The organism is Stenotrophomonas maltophilia (genome assembly GCF_023518235.1).
Lineage (GTDB): Bacteria > Pseudomonadota > Gammaproteobacteria > Xanthomonadales > Xanthomonadaceae > Stenotrophomonas.
Genome location: NZ_CP090423.1, coordinates 824,986 through 845,715 on the forward strand (window position 1 = coordinate 824,986; position 20,730 = coordinate 845,715).

The window sequence follows — 20,730 nt, forward strand, 5'->3', positions numbered from 1 at the left end:
GCGGGATGCAGGGCGAAGCACGCGGGACCTTTGAGGTGACTCTGTTGCCGATCGGCGGCAACGACGGCCCGATCGGCGTGCTGTCGATCGACAAGATCTTCCATGGCGATCTGCAGGGCAGCAGCGTCGGCCAGATGCTGGCATTCCGCACGCCGGTGGAAGGCTCGGCCGGGTACGTGGCGATGGAACGGGTGACCGCGGTACTGGCCGGCCGCGAGGGCGCTTTCACCCTGCAGCACAACGGGCTGATGACCCGCGGCACGCCCGAGCTGAGCGTGGTGGTGGTGCCTGATTCGGGCAGCGATGGCCTGCAGGGCCTGGCCGGGACGCTGGAGATCAGCATCACCCAGGGACGCCACGACTACCGGCTGCTGTACAGCCTGCCGGATGCGGGCTAGACGGCTGACCGCAGTCAGCCCGGGCCTGCCTGCAAGCGGTCGTACATGCGTACCAGATCGACTAGGGTGCGCGCGCCCATCTTGCGCATCACCTGCGCGCGACGCACCTTCACCGTGATTTCGCTGACCCCGAGGTCGCCGGCGATCTGCTTGTTGAGGCGGCCGCGCACCACGCCATCAACCACCTCGCGCTCGCCTGGGTTGAGCGTGTTCCAGCGCTGCTGCAGCGCGTCCAGCGCCTCGCCTTCGCGGCGCCGCTGGCGGTCGATGTCGATGCCCTTGTGGATCGCATCCAGCAATTCCTGGTCACGGAACGGTTTGGTCAGGAACTCGATGGCGCCGTCCTTGATCGCGTTGACGCCCATCGCGATGTCACCGTGGCCGGTGATGAACACCACGGGCAGCTGCAGGCCGAGGTTGCCCATCGTGCGATGGAACTCCAGACCACTCTGGCCGGGCATGCGCACGTCCAGCACCAGGCAGGCCGGTGCATCTTCCCGTTCGTGCTCGAGGAAGGCCTGGGTCGAGGCGAAGGCCCGAACCTGCAAGCCCATCGAGGCCAGCAGGTCTTCCAGCGCGGCGCGCACCGACGGATCGTCGTCGACTACATAGACGATGGGTGCCGGATCGGCGGGGGGGGCAGCAGGCTTACGCATGGGGCGCTTCCGTGGCGATGGGTAGCTCGAACACGAAGCAGGCGCCGCCACCGGCGGGTCGCTCAGCTCGGATCCGGCCGTGGTTGGCCTCGATCATCGAACGGCTCAGGCTCAGGCCGAGCCCAAGCCCGTGTGACTTGGTGGTCCAGAACGCATCGAACACCCGCTCGGGCTGGTCGGCCGGCAGGCCCACGCCGCGGTCGCGCACGCTGAGGCTGATCCAGGGGCCGTCGCGCCGGGTGTGCAGCGACAGGCGCCTGTCGGCGGTGGGCACTGGCTCCATGGCGTCCACGGCGTTGAGGATCAGGTTGCCGATGACCTGCTGCACCTGCACACGATCGGCTCGCACGGGGGGCAGATCGGCCTCCAGTAGCAGGGCGACGACTACGCCATGCCGATCCAGCTCGCTGCGCGAGAGTGCTAGCATTTCCTCGACGGCCTGGTTCAGGTCGAAGGCGTGACGTTCCGGCGCCGCGCCCTGGGTCAGGCCTCGGATGCGGGCGATCACATCGCCGGCGCGGTGCGCGTCGGCCAGGATCCGGGCCACGGTCTGCCGCGCCTTGTCCACGTTCGGCGGGTCTTGTGCCAACCAGCGCTGGCACGCCTCGGCACTGCTGGCGATGGCCGCCAGCGGCTGGTTCACTTCATGCGCGATGGAGGTGGTCAGCTCGCCCACGGTGGACGCCCGCGCGACCCGCAGCAGCCGGCCCTGCGCTTCGTGCACCGCGGCCTTGGCCGCTTCCATGTTCAGCGCGAGGTAGGTGGTGATGCCGATGACCAGCATGCCGATCACCGAATTGACCAGGCCGATGCGGTAGGTGCCGAAGCGGGTCAGGAAGAAGCTCAGCGCGGTGAGTGCGACGCAGGCGATGGCCAGGGTGATCAGCCCGCGCGCGCCCAGCACGCGCGAGGCGGCAAGAATGACCGCAGCGTAGAAGCAGGCCGCCGCGACGGCATAATCAGTGACGGTATCGAGCAGGAAGATCGCCGCCATCACGACGATCAGGGCCAGCAGCACCAAGGGGCGACGGGGCGACAGCGATGGCATCGGGACAGCTCCCTGGCGTGGGTGGAAAGGATAGCAAAGCGCCGTCGGCCGGCACGCGCGCGCCCGGTAGTGCCGGCCGCTGGCCGGCAGCTGCATGGTGTTGCCGGAGTCCATGAGGTTGCCGGCCGGCGGCCGGCACTACCCGTCAAGGCTGGCGTTCCAGAATCCCTGCAGCACGCCGGGCGTGGTGGCCAGGGTTGTCAGCAGCGCATCGAGCTCGGCGGCATCGACCGTGGTGGCGTACAGCACCGCTTCGAGTTCAACATCCCGTTCGCCGAAGGGACGCTGGTCCACCGCACGCACCGGATACTGCGCCTGCTCCAGCAGCAGCAACAGCTGGTCGAGCACCTCGGCCTGCTGCTCGCGCTGGCAGACCACGTTGATCGCATAGGTCGCCTCGCTGAAGGCTTCCGGGAGCGGTTGCCGCTGGATGCGGTTCACCACCGGTCGCAGCAGGGTATTGGCGGCCAGCACGAACACGGCAGCCATCACCGCTTCCGGCAGCAGCTTGATGCCGGCACATGCGCCCACTGCTGCCGAACCCCACAGGGTGGCGGCGGTGTTCAGGCCGGACACCTGCGCGCCATCCTTCATGATCGCGCCGGCACCGAGGAAGCCGACGCCGGAGATCACGTAGGCCACCACATGCAGCGGCGACGGCGGGCCGCCATACAGGTCATGGAAGCGTACGGCCAGGTCGACGAACACCGCTGCGCCCACCGCCACCAGCGTGTTGGTGCGCAGGCCGGCGGTGCGCTGGCGCAGCTGCCGCTCCAGGCCGATGACCGTGCCCAGCACGAAGGCCACCGACAGGCTGATCAGCGAGCTGAGGGTCGCGCCGGCGTTGAACGCCGGCAGGTTCGGATTGATGTCCAATATGTTTCTCCCTGGACAGGGCGCCGGGCCGTTACTGCCAGCCGTAGCGACGGATGTAGAAGCGTTTCAGCGCGGTGGTCAGCACCGCATAGCCGAACAGGATCGCCACCAGGAACGGCCAGTAGCCGGCCGGCAGGGCCTGCAGCTTGAAGTAGCCGGCCAGCGGGCTCATCGGCAACGCCACGCCGACGGCCATGATCAAGCCGGTCATCAGCAGCAGCGGCGGCGCAGCGATGCTCTGCAGGAACGGCAGCTTCGGGGTACGGATCATGTGCACGATCAGGGTCTGGGTCAGCAGGCCAACCACGAACCAACCGGACTGGAACAGGCTCTGGTCGGCGGCGGTACGCGCGTCGAACACGTACCACATCAGCGCAAAGCAGGTCAGGTCGAAGATCGAACTGATCGGCCCGAAGAACACCATGAAGCGCCCGATATCGGCCGGATTCCACTTCAGCGGCCTGCGCACCAGCTCTTCATCCACGTTGTCGAACGGAATGGCGATCTGCGAGATGTCGTACAGCAGGTTCTGCACCAGCAGCTGCAACGGCAGCATCGGCAGGAACGGCAGGAACGCCGAGGCCACCAGCACCGAGAACACATTTCCGAAGTTGGAGCTGGCGGTCATGCGGATGTACTTGAGCATGTTGTTGAACGTGCGCCGGCCCTGGATGACGCCTTCCTCAAGCACCATCAGGTTCTTTTCCAGCAGGATGATGTCGGCAGCCTCCTTGGCAATGTCCACGGCGCTGTCCACGCTGATGCCGATGTCGGCCGCACGCAGCGCCGGGGCGTCGTTGATGCCGTCACCGAGGAAACCGACCACCTTGCCCTGGGCGCGCAGCTCGCGCACCAGGCGCTCCTTGTGCAGCGGCGTCAGCCGGGCGAACACGCGGTGGTGGTGCAGCGCCCGCGACAACGCGCCGTCATCCATGCGCTCGATCTGCGGGCCGGTCAGGATGGTGTCGGCATCCAGCCCGACCTGGGCGCACACGCGGGCGGTGACCAGCTCGTTGTCGCCGGTGAATACCTTCACCTCCACCCCGTGCGTGGCAAGTGCCTGCAGCGCCTGTGCGGCCGATTCCTTCGGCGGGTCGAGGAAGGCGACGTAGCCGACCAGGGTCAGCGCACACTCATCGGCCTGCGAGTACACGCTCTGGCTGGCGGCGGTCTCCTTCATCGCCACCGCCACCACGCGCAGGCCCTGTTCGTTCAGTTCTTCGGTGGTCTGCCGCACGCGGGCCAGGCGCTGCTCGTCCAGCGGCATGTCCTGGCCGTTCTCGCGCACGGTGCTGCACACCGCCAGCATCTCCTCCACCGCGCCCTTGCAGATCAGCTCATGGTGGTCCTCGCGTTCGGAGACCACCACCGACATGCGGCGGCGCTGGAAGTCGAACGGGATCTCATCCACCTTGTGGTAGTCCTGCGACAGCCGCAGCGAGCTCTGCAGCTCCACGTGCTCCAGCACCGCGCGGTCGAGCAGGTTGATCAACCCGGTCTGGAAGTGGCTGTTGAGGTAGGCGAACTTCAGCACGTCCTCCGAGTCATGGCCGAACACATCGGTGTGCCGCTCCAGCGCGATCCGGTCCTGGGTGAGGGTGCCGGTCTTGTCGGTGCACAACACCTCCATCGCGCCGAAGTTCTGGATCGCGTCCAGGCGCTTGACGATCACCTTGCGCCGCGACAGCAGCACCGCGCCCTTGGCCAGGGTGGAGGTGACGATCATCGGCAGCATCTCCGGGGTCAGGCCCACCGCCACCGACAGCGCGAACAGGAAGGCTTCGGTCCAGTCACCCTTGGTCCAGCCGTTGATCAGCAGCACGAACGGCACCATCACCAGCGCAAAACGGATCAACAGCCAGCTGACGCTGTTGACGCCGGCCTGGAAGGCGGTCGGCGCACGGTCGGTGGCGGTGCTGCGCTGGGCCAGCGTGCCGAAGTAGGTGCGGTTGCCGGTGGCCAGCACCACCGCGGTGGCGGTGCCCGAGACCACATTGGTGCCCATGAACAACAGGTTGTGCTGTTCCAGCAGGCCGGCCAGGCCGTCGCCCGGGTGGGCAAACTTCTCTACCGGCAGCGACTCGCCGGTCATCGCCGCCTGTGCGACGAACAGATCCTTGGCGGTCAGCACGCGGCAGTCGGCGGGAATCATGTCGCCGGCCGACAGCACGATGTGGTCACCAGGCACCAGCTCGCGGATCGGCAGGTCCAACAGCCGCGCCGGGCCTCGGCTGTGCAGATGCGCGCCGAAGTACTGGTCGGCCACATCGGCCGCCTCGGTGCCCGGATTGCGTCGCAGCACGCGCGCGGTGTTGCCGACCAGCGCCTTCAGCCGCTCGGCGGCCCGGTTGGAACGGCCTTCCTGCACGAAGCGGATCAGGGTGGAGAGCAGCACCATCGCACCGATCACGATCGTCGCCTTGACGTCCTCGGTCAGCCACGACACGGCTGCCAGCACGCTCAACAGCAGGTTGAACGGATTGCGGTAGCACTGCCACAGGTGCCGCCACCACGCCAGCGGCTTTTCGTGATCCACCTCGTTGGGGCCGAGCGAGGCCAAGCGTGCCTCGGCTTCATGCGCGCTGAGGCCATCGGCATGCGAGGCCAGCGTGTCCAGCAATCGAGCTTCATCCTGCTGGGCGAGGGTGACCAGGCCGGTGGTCAGCGTGAAAGGTGCAGCGTCCGCGCTGCCCGGGCCGAAACCAGCCTCGGGCATTGCGCGGCGGCCGAACAGATTGCCTGCGCGACGGCTGCGCAGGAAGGCATTGAACCAGGCGTTGAGCAGGCTCATGGGAACTCCTCGAATGTCAGAGCCGGCCGCGGCCGGAACACGAACGGATGGGATGGAACAGCTCAGGCGTGGCGCATGGCCAGCACGGCCGGCGACCATGGCTGCATGTGCAGGCGCTGGCTGCCGCCGATGCACAGCGGCTTCATCGCATCGCGCAGCGGGTAGGGCAGGTGGCGCAGCACGTTGATGCGCTCGCTGATCGGCAGCAGCGACAGCGCATCGGCCACCACGCGTGGCGAGCCCAGCGACAGGGCGCGGGCGAACATGACCGGTCCGTGCTGCAGCAGCTGGCTGCGCAGGGCGGCGACATCGCGCTCACCGATCAGGCGGCGCAACGTGATGTAGAGGATCTTGTAGGACATGGGGCGATCTCCAGGCAGGCGGCGCCTGGCGATCCCCTGTCACTCAGGCAGGCAGGGACCGGCGGGCAGGCGCCAGGAACAGGCAGCAAGCGGGCGTGCGGGGCGCATCGCGCCCGGCAGGGTCGGGGTCCATCTGCGTCTCCTTGAGGGAAGGGGCGGGCCGGGGTTGCCCTGGCCAGTGGCGCTATTGTCCGCCCCTGAATGGGGCAGTCCTAGAGGCCCGTGGGTTAGCCGGGCTATACCTTGGTATAGCCGGCTGCCGGGCCGCGCCGGAATCGTGATCAGTGCGAACCGCTGGTGTTCCTGCACACGTCGTACTCGCCGCGGGTCAGCGTCTTGTCACGGTCGGTATCGCAGGCGTGCAGGCGTTGTGCCCAATCGGGTGCCACCGCATCGACCTCGGCGAGGGTGACGATGCCGTCCTTGTCCTTGTCCAGCGATTCATACGGCGGAATCAGCTTTACCTGGGTTACCTCTTCGGCGGCGGTCTTGCTGGGCTCCTGTGGCTTGGAACACGCCCCCAGCAGCAGGCCGGCTGCAACAACGAGGGCGGCGGGAACGAAACGGAAACCGGTCATGGCGTGCTCCTGTTGGCGGGGGGCAGCCACCACGGCGCCCACCGCCGGATGATCGGCGCCGATCTGTAAGGGGTACGCGAAGAATCGTGCGCTGCCGGCGCTGGCATTGGGACCCCGTTCACCCGCGCCTGCGCACAGCTATAGGAGATCCACCTGTCGAAATTGTCAGGCAGGCGACAGCAGGGTGCCCGAGCCGGCCGGAGAGGATGGCAACAGGCCCGCGCAGCCCCCGCGCCGGCACCGGCATGGACCCCCACAATGCGAATTCCGCTGCTGTCCGCACGATTGCGTCGTCGTCACTTGGCTCTGGGGGCGCTGCTGCTGGTCGTGCTCTCGCTGCTGATGCTGTTCCATGGTGTGTCGCGCGGAGATGCGCAACCGGCCAGCGCGCCACCGCCGGTGCCGGTGGTCACCGGCCGGGTCGAACAACAGGACATCGCCCATTGGCGAAATGGCCTGGGCACCGTGCAGTCGCTGCAGAGCACGGTGTTGCGGCCGCAGGTGGATGGCGTGCTGACCGAGGTGCTGTTCGAGGAAGGTCAGAAGGTACGCAAGGGGCAGCTGCTGGCACGCATCGATGATCGGGCGATCCGCGCCGATCTGGGTGGGGCGCAGGCCGCGGTAGCCCGTGATCGGGCCACGCTGGATGCCGCGCGCTCCGATCTGGCGCGCCTGCAGCACCTGTCCAGCGACCAGCTGGTGTCGCGGCAGATGCTGGAGCAGCAGGCCGCCACCGTGCAGCAGCTGCAGGCCACCGGGCGTGGCAACCAGGCGGCGGTGGATGCCGCCCAAGTGCAGCTGTCGTATACCCGCATCCTGGCGCCGATGGACGGCCGCATCGGCCTGCGTCAGGTCGACCCGGGCAACCTGGTGCGCGCCAGCGATACCCAGGGCCTGGTGACCGTACAGCAGACCGATCCAATCTCGGTGGTCTTCGCGCTGCCGCAGGACACGCTACCGCAGCTGCGCCAGGCCCTTGCGGCCGGGGTGGTGCCGGTGCAGGCGCTGGACCGCGATGGCGGCCAGCTGCTGGCCGAAGGCAGTTTGCAGGTGATCGACAACCAGGTGGAGGAAACCTCCGGCACCGTGCGCCTGCGCGCACGCTTTGCCAATGCCGATGATCGCCTGTGGCCAGGCCAGCTGGTCAGCGTGCGCGTGCGTACCGGGCAGAGCGCGGCCACGCTGGTGGTGGACGCCGCCGCGATCCAGCGCGGCATCGAGGGCAGTTTTGTGTATCGGGTGGTGGCCGATGGCAGCGTCGAAGTGCTGCCGGTCAGCGTCGGTGAATCCGAGAACGGCAAAGTGGCGGTGCAGGGCGAGCTGCGGGTGGGCGATGTGATCGTCCGTGATGGCCAGTCGCGGTTGCGCCCGGGCGTGGTGGTTGCCGAGGCCGCGTCTGCGCCGGCAGCCAAGCGCGGGGCCGCGCCATGAGCGCGCGGGTTTCGCTGTCCAGCTGGTTCGTCAGGCATCCGGTGGCCACCACGCTGCTGACGCTGGCGGTGATCCTGCTCGGCGTGGCCGCGTTGCCGCAGTTGCCGGTGGCGCCGCTGCCAGAAGCGGAATTTCCCACCATCCGGGTCAATGCCAACCTGCCCGGAGCCAGCGCCGAAACGATGGCCTCGGCGGTCGCCACGCCGTTGGAGACGCAGCTGACCGGCGTGCCCGGCATCATCGAGATGACCTCCACCAGTGCGCTGGGCAGCACCTCGATCACCCTGCAGTTCGATCTGGAAAAGGACATCGACACTGCCGCGCAGGAAGTGCAGGCGGCGATCAATGCTGCCGCCGGGCGCCTGCCCAGCGATCTGCCGAACCTGCCGACCTGGCGCAAGGTCAACCCGGCCGACAGTCCGATCCTGGTGCTCAGCGTGGTCTCGGCGCAGATGTCGATGACCGAACTGAGCGATCTGGCTGAAAGCCGGCTGGCGCGCTCGATCAGCCAGATCAGTGGCGTGTCCGAGGTCAACATCGTCGGCCAGCAGCGCCCGGCCATCCGCATCCAGGCCCAGCCCGAGCGGCTGGCGGCGATGGGCATGACCCTGTCGGATCTGCGCGGCGTGGCCCAGAACGCCAGCCTCAACCAGGCCAAGGGTGCGCTGATGGGCGGCCAGCGCACGTCCACCTTCGAGGCCAACGACCAGTTGTTCGACGCGCAGGACTATCGGCAGCTGGTGGTGGCCTACCGTGACGGCTCGCCGGTAACGCTCGGCGATGTGGCGCAGGTGGTCGACGGTGCCGAGAACGCGTATGTGCAGGCGTGGCCGAACGGGCAGCCGGGCGTGGGCCTGATCATCAGCCGCCAGCCAGGGGCCAACATCGTGCGCACCACCGATGCGGTGCTGGCCGCGTTGCCGGCGCTGCGTGCCAATCTGCCGGCCAGTGTCGACGTGGAGGTGCTCAATGACCGCACACGCACCATCCGTGCCTCGCTGCATGAAGTGGAAGTGACCCTGGTGCTGACCATCGTGCTGGTGGTGCTGGTGATGGGGCTGTTCCTGCGCCAGCTGTCGGCCACGCTGATCGTCGGTGCGGTGCTGGTGGTCGCGTTGGTGGCCACGTTCGCGGCGATGTACGTGGCCGGTTTCAGCCTGAACAACCTCACCCTGGTCGCGCTGGTGGTCGCGGTCGGCTTCGTGGTGGACGATGCGATCGTGGTGGTGGAGAACATACACCGCCATCGCGAGGCCGGATTGGGACCGATGGAAGCGGCGCTGAAGGGCGCCGGCGAGATCGGCTTCACCGTGGTCTCGATCAGCCTGTCACTGATCGCCGCGTTCATCCCGTTGCTGTTCATGGGCGGCGTGGTCGGCCGCCTGTTCGCCGAGTTCGCGCTGACCATCACGGTGGCGATCCTGATTTCGATCGTGGCCTCGCTGACGCTGGCGCCGATGATGGCTGCGCACCTGATGAAACGCATGCCCGCCCATCGTGACGGCCAGGACACGCTGGCCGGTCGCCTGTTGGCCGGCTACGACCGCAGCCTGCAATGGGCGCTGGGCCATCAACGTACGGTGCTGCTCGGCTTCGGCGCCACAGTGGCGGTGGCGGTGGCCTCCTACGTGATGATCCCCAAGGGCTTCTTCCCGTTGCAGGACACCGCCTTCGTGATCGCCACCACCGAGGCGGCGCAGGACATCGGCTACGAGCAGATGGCTGCCAAGCACCGGCAGCTGGCCGCCATCGCTGCCGAGGACCCGGCGTTGCAGGCCTACAATCATGCGGTGGGCGCCACCGGCGGCAGCCAGACCCTGTCCAACGGCCGCTTCTGGTTCGTGCTGAAGGATCGCGGCGACCGCGATGTGGACGTGCATGCGTTCATCGACCGACTGCGCGCGAAGATGGCCAGCGTGCCGGGCATCACCGTGTACATGCGCGCCGCGCAGGACATCAATCTGGGCGCAGGGCCGGCGCGCACGCAGTACCAGTACGCGTTGCGCGGACAGGACAGTCGCGAACTGTCGCGCTGGGCCGAACAGCTGACCGAACGCCTGCGTGGCCTGCCGCAGCTGCGCGATGTATCCAACGACCAGCAGGTCGGCGCCAGTGTCACCCGCTTGCAGATCGATCGCACCGCTGCGGCGCGGTTCGGATTGACCGCCAACGACATCGACCAGGTGCTCTACGATGCGTTCGGCCAGCGCCAGATCAACGAGTTCCAGACCGAGACCAACCAGTACCGGGTGATCCTGGAGATCGCGCCGGGCATGCTCGGCGAGGTCGACGCGCTGTCCTACTTCCACCTGCGCTCGCCATTGACCGGGCAGATGGTGCCGCTGTCGGCGGTGGCCCAGGTACAGCCGCCGGGCAACGGGCCGCTGTCGATCAGCCACAACGGCATGCTGCCAGCGGTGAATCTGTCGTTCAATCTGGCCCCGGGTGTATCGCTGGGCGAGGCGGTGCAGCTGGTTGAACAGGCCCAGGTCCAGCTGGGCATGCCGGCCAGCATCAGCGGCCGCTTCCAGGGCACCGCGCAGGCGTTCCAGGAATCGCTGGCCAGCCAGCCATTGCTGATCCTGGCCGCGCTGCTGGCGGTCTACATCATCCTCGGCGTGCTGTACGAGAGCTTCGTGCACCCGCTCACGATCCTGTCCACGCTGCCTTCGGCCGGCATCGGCGCGGTGCTGATGCTGTGGCTGTGGGGGCTGGAGTTTTCGATCATGGCGTTGATCGGCATCGTGCTGTTGATCGGCATCGTCAAGAAGAACGGCATCCTGATGGTCGACTTCGCGCTGGACGCGCAACGCAACCGCGGATTGTCGCCGTTGCAGGCGATCCACGAGGCCTGCCTGACCCGTTTCCGCCCGATCATGATGACCACGCTGGCCGCGCTGCTGGGCGCCATTCCGTTGATGATCGGGTTTGGCACCGGTTCGGAGCTGCGCCAGCCTCTGGGCGTGGCAGTGGTCGGCGGCCTGCTGATCAGCCAGCTGCTGACCCTGTACAGTACCCCGGTGATCTACCTGGCCCTGGACCGGCTGTTCCTGCAACGTCGTCGCGAGCGCAGGGCAGAGGAAGGTGCCGCGCTGACGGAGCCCGGATGAAACTGCTGATTGTCGAGGATGAGAGCAAGACCGCCCATTACCTGCGCACCGGCCTGGGTGAGCAGGGCTGGGCGGTGGACCTGGCTGCCGACGGCGTGACCGGCCTGCACCTGGCCCGCGAATTCGACTACGACGTGATCGTGCTGGACGTGATGCTGCCGGGCATGGATGGCTTCAACGTGCTGCGCGAGCTGCGCCGCAGCAAGCAGACCCCGGTGATCATGCTGACCGCGCGTGATCGCGTGGATGACCGCGTGCACGGGCTGGGGCAGGGCGCCGATGACTATCTGGTCAAGCCGTTCTCGTTCATCGAGCTGCTGGCACGGCTGCAGGCACTGGTGCGACGTGGCCGGCAGCAGGAGCCGACCGAACTGCAGGTGGGTGACCTGCAGGTGAACCTGCTGGCACGCCGCGCCTATCGTGACGGCGCACGCCTGGACCTGACCGGCAAGGAGTTCGCGCTGCTGGCCCTGCTGGCGCAGCGGCGAGGACAGATCCTGTCCAAGACGGTGATTGCCGCGCAGGTCTGGGACATCAACTTCGACAGCAATACCAACGTGGTGGAAGTGGCGATCAAGCGCTTGCGCGGCAAGCTCGATGGCCCATACCCCAGCAAGCTGCTGCACACCGTGCGCGGCATGGGCTATGTGCTGGAGGTGCGCGAAGACGAGGACGGGCCGCGATGAGGTGGTCGATCGCGCAGCGCCTGTCGGCGATGTTCGCTGTGGCCGCGCTGCTGGTGTTCACCCTGCTCGGCATCGGTGTGTATGGCGTGCTCGAACGGCAGGTCGTGCGTTATCAGCATGCCGAGCTGCAGACCAAGCTGCACGCGGTGAGCGGCAGCGTGGCGATGTGCGATACCCGTGAGCGCTGGACCAAGGTGCGCGAGAAGGTCGGCAACCTGATTTCTGGTGACCGCGACACATTGGTGTGGGCCTGGAGCGATGACCCGACCTTCCGTATCGGCAGTGCGCAGCCGCAGGTACAACCGCCCGGCAGTCATGACGATGGCATGGGGACCCTGCAGCGTGAGGGTGCGCACCCGCTGCGCACGCTCTACGAGCACGTGCCCGGCAAAGGCGTACGGCCGCCGGTGGACCTGTGGATCGGCATCGACTCCGAGCCCTATACGCATGCACTGCAGCGGTTTGCTGTAGCACTGTGGGTGGCCGGTGTGCTGGGCGTGCTGCTGGTGGCCGGCCTGGGCTACTGGATCGCGCGGTTGGGATTGGCGCCATTGCGGGCGCTGTCCGACGAAGCGCGCTCACTCAGTCCCCAGCGGCTGTCGCAGCGGCTGGACACTGCGGGGCTGCCGGCCGAGCTGGGTCACCTGACCGGCGCCTTCAATGGCGCGCTGGATCGACTGGAAGCCGCATATACGCGGCTGGATGCCTTCAATGCGGACGTGGCGCATGAACTGCGCACGCCTCTGGCCAACCTGATGGGCCAGACCCAGGTCGCGCTGTCGCGGCCGCGCGATAACGCCGACCTGCAGGAAGTGATGCAGTCGAATCTGGAAGAGCTGGAGCGCCTGCGCGCCATCGTCAACGACATGCTTTTCTTGTCGCGTGCCGGGCAGGGTGACATCGCCATGGACACCCGCACCGTGTCCCTGGCCGAGGAGGTGGCCACGGCCGGGGAGTTCCTCGAGTTGCTGTTCGAGGAGGCGGGGCTGACCCTGCGCATTGAAGGTGACGCCAGCGCACGCATCGATCCGTCGCTGCTGAGGCGTGCATTGACCAACCTGCTGCACAACGCCGTGCAGCACGCGCGGCCTGGCAGCGTGGTGCGGGTGCAGCTGCAGGCCGAAGGCAGCGGTGCCCGCATTGCGGTGCTGAACGAGGGCGACGGCATCGCCCGCGAACACCTGCCGTTGCTGTTCGAGCGCTTCTACCGGGTGGATGAAGCCCGCGAGTACCGAGGCGAGCGTCACCACGGGCTGGGCCTGTCCATCGTCAAGGCCATCGCCATGCTGCACGGCGGTGAAGTATTCGTGGCCAGCCAGGACGGGCTGGCCACGGTGGGGTTCAGTGTCGGCTGAAGGAATCCCGCTGGGTAGAGTCGACCAGTGCTCGACCCTGCCAGGAGCGGGGCGCCAGCCATGTCCCCGGCCGATTCTTCACGAGTTCTCCGAAGATCCGCGGCTGTTCGCCCTCGATGCCCCGTCAGAATCTGTCCGCAAACGCATCGGTGGCGCGCACCAGTGCATCGGTCGTGGCCGCTTCATTGGCGCTGTGGCCCGAGGTCACCATCAGCAGCTGCGCTTCCGGCCAGGCCTTGGCCAGATCCCAGGCGCTGCGCGGCGGGCAGATGATGTCGTAGCGCCCCTGCACGATCACGCCCGGCAGGTGGCGGATGCGGTCGATACCGTGCAGCAGCTGGTCCGGCTCCAGGAAAATGCCATTGCGGAAGTAGTGCGCTTCGATCCGTGCCTTGGCCAGCGTATCCAGCGGGTCATCGCTGGATTCGGCGTCCACCTGGTGTTGCAGCGTGGCGGCGTTGTCTTCCCAGCCCAGCCAGGCCTGGGCCGCGGCGATGCGGGTCGCCTCATCCGGGCTGTCCAGCCGCGCCCAGTAGGCCTCGATCATGTTGCCGCGCTCGGCCACGGGAATATGGGCCTCGTAGCGGTCCCAGCGCTCCGGGAAGATCCAGCGCGCACCGCCATCGACTTCGGCGAACCAGCGATTCTCGATCTCGCGGCCGAGGAACACGCCGCGCACGATCAGGCCGGTGGCCCGCTCGGGATGCGCCTGCGCATAGGCCAGCGCCAGCGTTGAGCCCCACGAGCCGCCGTAGACCAGCCAGCGCTCGATGCCCAGGTGCTCGCGCACCTTCTCGATATCGGCCACCAGATCCTGCGTGGTGTTGTCGCGCAGTTCGCCGAACGGGGTGGAACGTGCGCTGCCGCGCTGGTCGATCAGCACGATGCGGTAGCGCGCCGGGTCGAAGAAGCGTCGATGAGTGGGCGAGATGCCAGCGCCGGGCCCACCGTGCAGGTACACCACCGCGATGCCATCGGGCGTGCCGCATTCTTCCACGTGCAGGGTGTGCAGATCGCTGACCGGCAGCGTGAACTCGCGGTAGGGCTCGATGGCGGGATACAGGGTGCGCATGGCAGGCGTCTCACGAACGGGGCCGCCAGCATAGCGCCCCCAGCGTGCCAGCACAGGGCATGCCACGTTGCAGATGCTGTAAATGCACTGGTCGGTGCGCGTAGACACGGTGCGATGCATGCGCAACTGAAAATTGCTGCAAGCGCGTTTGACAGCATTTGGAGTCGCGCTTATAAGTTTCAGGCGGCGTTGACAAGGATCAATCACGACGCCGCATTCAGCAGTGTTCATCTCCCAACAAAATAAGGAAGTGAAGAATGAACAACGTACTTGCTCTGCAGTCGCTGGAAATCGAGTCGCTGGAAGCTGAAGCCGAGTGTGTGGTCTGCCTGTCCTGGTACAGCTCGGGCCTGGGCATCGACGAAGGTTCGGACAAGGCGTAGTCCATCGGGCTGCCCTGAACCTTCTGCCACCGGCCGGCGTCCGCCGCGCCAGTGGCGAAGTCTTCAATGGTTGAAGTCGCTGCGCCGTTCACCTGGGTGGACGGTGCAGTCTGTCGGCGCGTGCGATGCGGACACGGTGGATCCCGCCGTGTCGACAAGGAGGTGTGGAGTGAGTGAGGTGACGGCACGTCTGTACACGCTGGCTGACAGCCTGCATTTTGAATCGCCGGACCGCTACCGGCCGACCGATGAGTATGCAGCGATCGCGCGCAGCCGCTTGCCATCCAGCTGGACGATGCAGGCGCGGGGCTTCTGGACCACCTGTCGTCCCGCACAGAGCGTAGCGGCCAGCCACGGGTGGAAGATCCATCTGTCCAGTATTCCTGAAAACGCCGAACGCACACTGTCTGCGATCCTGCCGGTGGTGCTGGAGGCCGGCGTGGCGTTCAAGTTCTGCTCCGATCCTTTCATGCTCGGGCTTTCGCTGGGCAAGGGATGGTCGCGCTTCCAGGTGGGCAAGTTCATCACGATCTACCCGCAGGACCCGCAGCAGTTCCAGGCGTTGCTGCCACAGCTGCATCAGGCCACCTGTGATCTGGCCGGCCCGCATGTGCTGACCGATCGCCCCTACGCCGACAGCACGGTGGTCTACTACCGGTATGGCGCGCATGCCGGCGTATCGCGGCCGGATCCCTACGGCAGTCTGCAGCAGGGCTACCCGCTCAGTGACGGCGCATGGCAGGAAGACGTGCGTGGCCCGGCATTCCGGCTGCCGCCCGGCGTCATCGATCCGGTCACCCGCGCCGCCGAAGCGGCGCCGCAGTCACCGCAGGGGCCGATCACCCTCAACGCCCGCTATGAAGTGAAGGGGGTGCTCAAGTTCAACGGCACCGGCGGCATCTATCACGGGCGTGATACCGCCACCGGGCGCAAGGTCGTCATCCGCGAGGTGCGTGGCTTTTCCGCCGCCGATGGCACCGATGTACCCAACGGTATGGTCAATGCGATCCAGCGCGAGGCCCGGATCCTGCAGAAACTGTCCGGGACCGGACGGGTGCCGGTATATGTGGACCTGTTCAAGGAATGGAACAACTGGTTCCTGGTCCAGGAGCAGCTGGAGGCGATCACGCTGTGGGACAGTGCGATGGCGTTCTACTTCGCCGATGAGGATCAGCGGTCGCGCGACGGTTTTGAGCGTATCCGCACGAAGATCCGCCAGATCGGCGAGGCGCTGCAGTGCGTTCACGACCACGACGTCGTGCTGCGCGACCTGACCCGCAGCAACGTGATGTTCACCGCTGATGGGGAAGTGAAGTTCATCGATCTGGAGTTCGCGCACGAGATCGGTGTCGACTCGCGCTGGGCCAAGGGCTGGACGCCGGGCTACGCCTCGCAGCAGCAGTTGGAAGCGCAGCGCCCTACGGTGCAGGAGGATCACTACGCGTTCGGCGCGCTCATTCTGGACATGATCACCTTCTGTGCCTCCGGCCTGGATCTGTGCCGACAGGCCCTGCTTGAGCGCAAGCTGCGCCAGGTGCTGGATGATCTGGGCCTGCCCGCCGATCTGCACGAGATCGTGACGGGCCTGACGCTTCAGGACGTGGATGAACGCTGGAGCATCGCGCGTGCGTTGGCGCACCTGGCCAAGGCGCCGGCGCCCGCACCGGACAGATTGATGTTCCCGACACGCGCGCAACTGCTGGAGGTGGCCGCGCCGGCAGCGCAGACGCGAGCGCGCATTGCTGCCGTACTGGACGGCTACGAACGCTACCTCGCCTCGACCTGCGATCTCTCACGCAGCGATCGCCTGTGGCCGGCGGGCCTGCAGATGTTCATGACCAACCCGGTCTCGCTGCAGTTCGGCGCGACCGGCGTTGCGATGTTCCTGTTGCAACGGGGCGGCCAACTACAGCCGGCTGTGCTGGACTGGATCGAACGCGGCGCCACCCCGCAACGATGCCCGAGCGGCCTGTACTCCGGCCGCGGCGGCGTCGCCTTGCTGATGATGTGCGCAGGCCGCCCGGACACGGCGCGCCGCCTGCTGGCCGAGATCAACGATGACCCGGCCGCGCGGGTGCTGCCCGGGCTGTACTTCGGCGCCGCGGGACTGGGCCTGCTGAATCTGCACGCCTGGCGGTCGTTGCGCGACCCGGCCTACCTTGAGGCGGCTGCGCGCATCGGCGATGCGTTGTTGCAGCAGGGGCAGCGCGGTGCCGTCGGCCTGTACTGGAAGGCAGGGGACCGCACCGGCCTGGGGCTGGGCGATGGACAGAGTGGTATCGCGCTGTTTCTCACCTATCTGGGCAAGGCGACCGGCGCGCAGCGCTATCTCAATGCCGCCGCCGATGCACTGGATTTCGATCTCGCCCATGGCCTGCGCATTGCCGGGAGAACGGTATGGCCCACGCACGTTGAAAGCGGACCGGCCGCGCCGGCCAGCCCGCATACCCGTTTCGGATCGGCAGGCATCGGCATGGCCTGCGTGCGTCACTTCGTCGCTACCGGCAGTGAGCGTTTCCGCGAGGCGGCGCTGGACTGCGCGCATTCGGTGCGGCCACGGGTCACCAACAAGATCTGGCAGGACAGCGGCAATGCCGGCTTCGGTGAGTTCATGCTGGACATGGCGCATTTTCTCGGCGATGAGCGCTTCGGCCATGCCGCCTTCTACCAGGCCGAGGCGATCCTGCCACACGCGATCGACTGCGAGGGAGGCATCGCCTTTGCCGGGCCGGCACACTATCGCCTCTGCAACGACTTCGGCATGGGGGGCTCCGGCATTGGTGTGTTCCTGGATCGACTGCAGAACCGCCGCCGTCGCCTGCTGATGCTGGATGAACTGCTGTCGCCGGCACCTGGCGCATGATCCCGCGACGTTGCCGGTGCGGCGCCCGGCAACGTCGCGTCCTGGACGGGCCAGGCGCCTCAGAAATCCATCGTGGCCGAGAGCAGCACCGTTCTCGGCGCACCCAGTGCCAGGCTCGACAGCAACGGCATGCCCCAGTACGCCTTGTTGGCCACGTTGTTCACCGTGGCACGCAGCGCAAACGGCCGGCCCGCCAGCGTCGTGCTGTAGCGCGCGCCCACATCGAACAGCGTGCGGCCCGGCACCGACAGGCGGTTGTCGGCACTGATGTACTGCTTGGACATGGCCGTCGCATTCCCGGTCAGGGTCAGCCCCTGCAGCACCGGCACATTCCATTCCACGCCCAGCTTGGCCTGGCGCTGGGCCACGGCAGTGGCGATGCGGCCCTCATTCACGCCGCCGGCGGTACGGGTCAGCTTCGGTTGCACATAGGCAAGGCCGCCCAGCAGGCGCACGCCGTCCAGCGGTGAACCGAAGAAGCCCCATTCCAGGCCACGGTTACGTTGCTCGCCACCAAACGAGAAGATGTTGGTGACCGGGTCGGTGTAGCTGCTCGGACGCTTGATCTCGTACACGCTGAAGGTGTGCGCGAAACTGCCCTGGTCCAGCTTCAGGCCCAGCTCCTTCTGCTTGGTGCGGAAGGGTGCGAACACATCGCCAGCGTTGGCCGCGGTCATCGGTGCGGTGGCGCCCTGGCTGAGGCCTTCGATGTAGTTGGTGTAGACCGAGACGTTGTCGCTGGCTTTCACCAGCAACGCGGCCGCCGGGGTGGTGGCGCTTTCGTCATAGCGCGAGGTGCGCGCACCGGTGGCCACGTTGAAGGTCTCGCTGAGTACCTGCTGACGACGCACGCCCAGCGTCAGCTGCACGCGCTCATCGGCGAAAGACAGGGTGTCGGCCACGCCAAGGCTGTCCAGGCGCAGTCCGGTGTGCGAGATGTGCGGCGCGATGAACGGCGCGGCCGGCCCCCACACCGGGTGGTAGAGGTGGGTGGTCCAGTCCCAGCCCGGCACGCTGCGGCGGCCATAGTCGTTCTGGGTGTGCTGGTAGTGGGTCACATTGGCGGCCCACTGATGGCCGACGCTGCCGGTACGGAACGTGCCGCGCAGGCCGGCATCACCGGACTGCTTGCGGATATCGAACGCCAGCTGGCCGATCACTGTGCTGAAATCGCCGGCCGGGTTGAGCACCTGTGCGCTGATCGAGCCGTTGTAGCGGTAGTCGGTCCTGCTGGTGCCATAGGCCAGGTAGGCCATCAGGCTGTCATTGATGTCCAGCTCGCCGCGCAGCATCGCGCCCTTGTCCCGGCTGTCCACGTACGCCCAGTCCGGGTTGATCAGGGTATCGCCGCGCGGCGGGCGCGGAATCGCCACCCCCGGGGCCAGACCGACCCCGCGCGCCGGGCCGTCAATGCGGTCGTCGGCGCTGTACAGATCGGCCGACAGGCGCGCACGGCTGCCGCGCCAGTCCAGTGCCAGCGACCCCAGCTGCACCTTCTTGCGCTGCTTGCCGACGGCGCCGTCGCCATCACGCCAGGCGCCGTTGAAGCGGATGCCGAACTGCCTGTCGGTGCCCAGCCGGCGGCCGACGTCCACATGGGTGCCGAACTGCGCATCGGAGGCGAAGTTGGCACTGACCCGCAGCAGCGGCTGCTCACCGGCACGCTTGGGCACCAGGTTCACCGCGCCGCCCACCGAGCCGCCCGGCGGCATGCCGTTGAGCAACGCCGACGGGCCCTTCAGTACCTCGATGCGCTCGAACATTTCCGGCGAGGTGCGGTAGAACGGCGCCATGCCGCTGAGACCGTTGAAGGTGGTGTCGCTGGTACTGGAGGCGAAGCCACGGATGGCGTAGTTCTCGCTCCACGAGCCGGTGACGCCGTTGCTGAACACCGTTGGGTCGGTGGCGGCGATGACCTCGGTGATGTCCCGGGCCTGGTGGTCGCGGATGAACGCTTCGGTATAGCTGACCGTGCTGAACGGTGTGTCCATGAAGTCCTTGTCACCGAGCAGGCCGACACGGCCGCCGCCGGCCACCTGTCCGCCCGCGTAGTCGCTGGTGACCCGCCGCTGTTCCTGCACCTGCACCGAGGGCAGGGTGGACGGTGCCGATTCGGCAGATTCGGCCAACGCGGCGAACGAGGCCAGCAGGCCCAGCGCGAGGCCCGAGACGCGGTGGCGCCGGTCCGCGCGCGGCGGAGGTGTCAGCAGCCGCGCAGCGGCCATGGCCGGACGGACGGGCGAAGCGGGTAGATCAAACACGGTCATGCCAGGTTCCTGTAGATCGCAGGCGCGAACGCGCCTGGCGCGCTGCCATCGGCAAGCACGGGGAGGGGGCGCAGCGCAGGGTTGTTGGCTGGGTGGGGACCTGGCGGGAGATGAGCCACCGGCTCGATTCGGGTGTGGGCCACGGTGGCGAGCCGGGCGCACTTCAATTTAGTTGAGTACAGTAAACTAAATCACAGGAAGCGGACAAGAGGGTCCCTTTGCTGTCACCCTGACAACGCTATGAGTACGCAACCCGATCCAACACAGGCGCCCCGTGGCCGGCCGCCCACCATCACCCCCGAGCGTCTGGCCGACATCGGCATCCGCCTGGGGCTGCCCGGCCTGACCATGGCCACCGTTGCCGCCGAACTGGCGGTGAGCCAGGCCGCGCTGTACAAGCGCGTGGCCAATCTGGAGGCGTTGAAACGGCTGGTGGCCGATGCCGTGTTCCAGCGCTGGCAGATCCCGCGCGCATCGCGTGATGCCGCGGGCGGACTGCAGGGCTACCTGCTGACGTTTGTGGCGTCGCTGTGCGAGGTGGTGAAGGCGCATCCCGGGCTGCCGCCGTATCTGCTGCGGCGTTCGGTGGCGACCACGCCGATGCTGGAAAAGATCGCCGCCCACCAGGTGCATGTGGCCGAGGTGTACGGGCTGCCGATCGACAAGGCGCGTTGGTTGTTGGCGACCCTGGCGTTCCACTGCATCGCCGGTGCCGACACCATCTACGCGATCGCCGACGATGAGGATGGCCAGGTCATCACCGACTTCAGGCAGGGTCTGCGTGCGCTGGTGATCGGGTCGTTGCAGGTCTTGAAAGAGGACGGCGCGGACCGATCGCCGTGACCCCATCCACG

General features: G+C 67.2%; 16 protein-coding genes. 8 read left to right on the forward strand and 8 right to left on the reverse strand.

All coding sequences use genetic code 11. The annotated features are described in order from the left end of the window. The first annotated feature begins 5 nt into the window (after nucleotides 1-5). A complete protein-coding gene (locus LZ605_RS04035) occupies nucleotides 6-398 on the forward strand; it encodes a DUF3224 domain-containing protein (RefSeq protein ID WP_306803832.1) in 393 nt (130 codons plus the stop codon). Between the two features lie 14 nt (nucleotides 399-412). Here LZ605_RS04035 and LZ605_RS04040 read toward each other — a convergent pair whose 3' ends face one another. From LZ605_RS04040 to LZ605_RS04065, 6 genes are all read right to left on the reverse strand, one after another. Then, complete coding sequence (locus LZ605_RS04040; protein WP_249843909.1) at nucleotides 413-1,054, reverse strand: response regulator transcription factor; 642 nt, start codon at nucleotides 1,052-1,054, stop codon at nucleotides 413-415. Continuing rightward, complete coding sequence (locus LZ605_RS04045; protein ID WP_249843910.1) at nucleotides 1,047-2,102, reverse strand: sensor histidine kinase; 1,056 nt, start codon at nucleotides 2,100-2,102, stop codon at nucleotides 1,047-1,049. Before LZ605_RS04045 ends, LZ605_RS04040 begins: the two co-directional genes overlap by 8 nt. A gap of 138 nt (nucleotides 2,103-2,240) precedes the next feature. Next, nucleotides 2,241-2,978, reverse strand: coding sequence for an MgtC/SapB family protein (locus LZ605_RS04050; RefSeq protein ID WP_249843911.1), 738 nt, complete (start codon nucleotides 2,976-2,978; stop codon nucleotides 2,241-2,243). 31 nt (nucleotides 2,979-3,009) lie between these two features. Next, nucleotides 3,010-5,769, reverse strand: coding sequence for a magnesium-translocating P-type ATPase (gene mgtA, locus LZ605_RS04055; protein WP_249843912.1), 2,760 nt, complete (start codon nucleotides 5,767-5,769; stop codon nucleotides 3,010-3,012). Between the two features lie 62 nt (nucleotides 5,770-5,831). Beyond that, nucleotides 5,832-6,131: a hypothetical protein gene (locus LZ605_RS04060; RefSeq protein WP_107230649.1), complete on the reverse strand. Its 300-nt coding sequence runs from the start codon at nucleotides 6,129-6,131 to the stop codon at nucleotides 5,832-5,834. Nucleotides 6,132-6,412: 281 nt separating this feature from the next. Then, nucleotides 6,413-6,709 (reverse strand): hypothetical protein, encoded by a 297-nt coding sequence (locus tag LZ605_RS04065; RefSeq protein WP_249843913.1) that lies wholly within the window; start codon nucleotides 6,707-6,709, stop codon nucleotides 6,413-6,415. Nucleotides 6,710-6,967: 258 nt separating this feature from the next. Between LZ605_RS04065 and LZ605_RS04070 the strand changes: the two genes are divergently transcribed. The 4 genes from LZ605_RS04070 to LZ605_RS04085 are packed head-to-tail and all read left to right on the forward strand — an operon-like array spanning nucleotide 6,968 to nucleotide 13,291. After that, a complete protein-coding gene (locus LZ605_RS04070; protein ID WP_249843914.1) occupies nucleotides 6,968-8,140 on the forward strand; it encodes an efflux RND transporter periplasmic adaptor subunit in 1,173 nt (390 codons plus the stop codon). Continuing rightward, complete coding sequence (locus LZ605_RS04075) at nucleotides 8,137-11,250, forward strand: multidrug efflux RND transporter permease subunit (protein ID WP_249843915.1); 3,114 nt, start codon at nucleotides 8,137-8,139, stop codon at nucleotides 11,248-11,250. The genes LZ605_RS04070 and LZ605_RS04075 overlap by 4 nt, the downstream gene beginning before the upstream one ends. Continuing rightward, complete coding sequence (locus LZ605_RS04080) at nucleotides 11,247-11,936, forward strand: heavy metal response regulator transcription factor (protein WP_107230645.1); 690 nt, start codon at nucleotides 11,247-11,249, stop codon at nucleotides 11,934-11,936. The genes LZ605_RS04075 and LZ605_RS04080 overlap by 4 nt, the downstream gene beginning before the upstream one ends. After that, a complete protein-coding gene (locus tag LZ605_RS04085; protein ID WP_249843916.1) occupies nucleotides 11,933-13,291 on the forward strand; it encodes a heavy metal sensor histidine kinase in 1,359 nt (452 codons plus the stop codon). The genes LZ605_RS04080 and LZ605_RS04085 overlap by 4 nt, the downstream gene beginning before the upstream one ends. Before the next feature lie 124 nt (nucleotides 13,292-13,415). Here the strand turns inward: LZ605_RS04085 and pip are convergent, their stop codons facing one another. Beyond that, nucleotides 13,416-14,363 (reverse strand): prolyl aminopeptidase, encoded by a 948-nt coding sequence (gene pip / locus LZ605_RS04090; protein WP_249843917.1) that lies wholly within the window; start codon nucleotides 14,361-14,363, stop codon nucleotides 13,416-13,418. Between the two features lie 257 nt (nucleotides 14,364-14,620). On the opposite strand from pip, the gene LZ605_RS23075 reads away from it, so the two are divergent. Beyond that, nucleotides 14,621-14,746 (forward strand): hypothetical protein, encoded by a 126-nt coding sequence (locus LZ605_RS23075; protein ID WP_012511180.1) that lies wholly within the window; start codon nucleotides 14,621-14,623, stop codon nucleotides 14,744-14,746. A gap of 169 nt (nucleotides 14,747-14,915) precedes the next feature. Further along, nucleotides 14,916-17,609, forward strand: a complete 2,694-nt coding sequence (gene lanKC / locus LZ605_RS04095) for a class III lanthionine synthetase LanKC (RefSeq protein ID WP_249843918.1) — start codon at nucleotides 14,916-14,918, stop codon at nucleotides 17,607-17,609. 59 nt (nucleotides 17,610-17,668) lie between these two features. Here the strand turns inward: lanKC and LZ605_RS04100 are convergent, their stop codons facing one another. Continuing rightward, nucleotides 17,669-19,834: a TonB-dependent receptor gene (locus tag LZ605_RS04100; RefSeq protein WP_423172562.1), complete on the reverse strand. Its 2,166-nt coding sequence runs from the start codon at nucleotides 19,832-19,834 to the stop codon at nucleotides 17,669-17,671. A gap of 282 nt (nucleotides 19,835-20,116) precedes the next feature. On the opposite strand from LZ605_RS04100, the gene LZ605_RS04105 reads away from it, so the two are divergent. Further along, nucleotides 20,117-20,719: a TetR/AcrR family transcriptional regulator gene (locus LZ605_RS04105; RefSeq protein WP_249843920.1), complete on the forward strand. Its 603-nt coding sequence runs from the start codon at nucleotides 20,117-20,119 to the stop codon at nucleotides 20,717-20,719. The last annotated feature ends 11 nt before the right edge of the window (nucleotides 20,720-20,730 follow it).

Bases quoted from the DNA above. Each gene is read 5' to 3' on its own strand.
- LZ605_RS04035 (WP_306803832.1), top strand. From the start codon at position 6: ATGCAGGGCGAAGCACGCGGGACCTTTGAGGTGACTCTGTTGCCGATC.
- LZ605_RS04040 (WP_249843909.1), bottom strand. From the start codon at position 1,054: ATGCGTAAGCCTGCTGCCCCCCCCGCCGATCCGGCACCCATCGTCTAT.
- LZ605_RS04045 (WP_249843910.1), bottom strand. From the start codon at position 2,102: ATGCCATCGCTGTCGCCCCGTCGCCCCTTGGTGCTGCTGGCCCTGATC.
- mgtA (WP_249843912.1), bottom strand. From the start codon at position 5,769: ATGAGCCTGCTCAACGCCTGGTTCAATGCCTTCCTGCGCAGCCGTCGC.
- LZ605_RS04060 (WP_107230649.1), bottom strand. From the start codon at position 6,131: ATGTCCTACAAGATCCTCTACATCACGTTGCGCCGCCTGATCGGTGAG.
- LZ605_RS04065 (WP_249843913.1), bottom strand. From the start codon at position 6,709: ATGACCGGTTTCCGTTTCGTTCCCGCCGCCCTCGTTGTTGCAGCCGGC.
- LZ605_RS04070 (WP_249843914.1), top strand. From the start codon at position 6,968: ATGCGAATTCCGCTGCTGTCCGCACGATTGCGTCGTCGTCACTTGGCT.
- LZ605_RS04075 (WP_249843915.1), top strand. From the start codon at position 8,137: ATGAGCGCGCGGGTTTCGCTGTCCAGCTGGTTCGTCAGGCATCCGGTG.
- LZ605_RS04080 (WP_107230645.1), top strand. From the start codon at position 11,247: ATGAAACTGCTGATTGTCGAGGATGAGAGCAAGACCGCCCATTACCTG.
- LZ605_RS04085 (WP_249843916.1), top strand. From the start codon at position 11,933: ATGAGGTGGTCGATCGCGCAGCGCCTGTCGGCGATGTTCGCTGTGGCC.
- pip (WP_249843917.1), bottom strand. From the start codon at position 14,363: ATGCGCACCCTGTATCCCGCCATCGAGCCCTACCGCGAGTTCACGCTG.
- LZ605_RS23075 (WP_012511180.1), top strand. From the start codon at position 14,621: ATGAACAACGTACTTGCTCTGCAGTCGCTGGAAATCGAGTCGCTGGAA.
- LZ605_RS04100 (WP_423172562.1), bottom strand. From the start codon at position 19,834: ATGGCCGCTGCGCGGCTGCTGACACCTCCGCCGCGCGCGGACCGGCGC.
- LZ605_RS04105 (WP_249843920.1), top strand. From the start codon at position 20,117: ATGAGTACGCAACCCGATCCAACACAGGCGCCCCGTGGCCGGCCGCCC.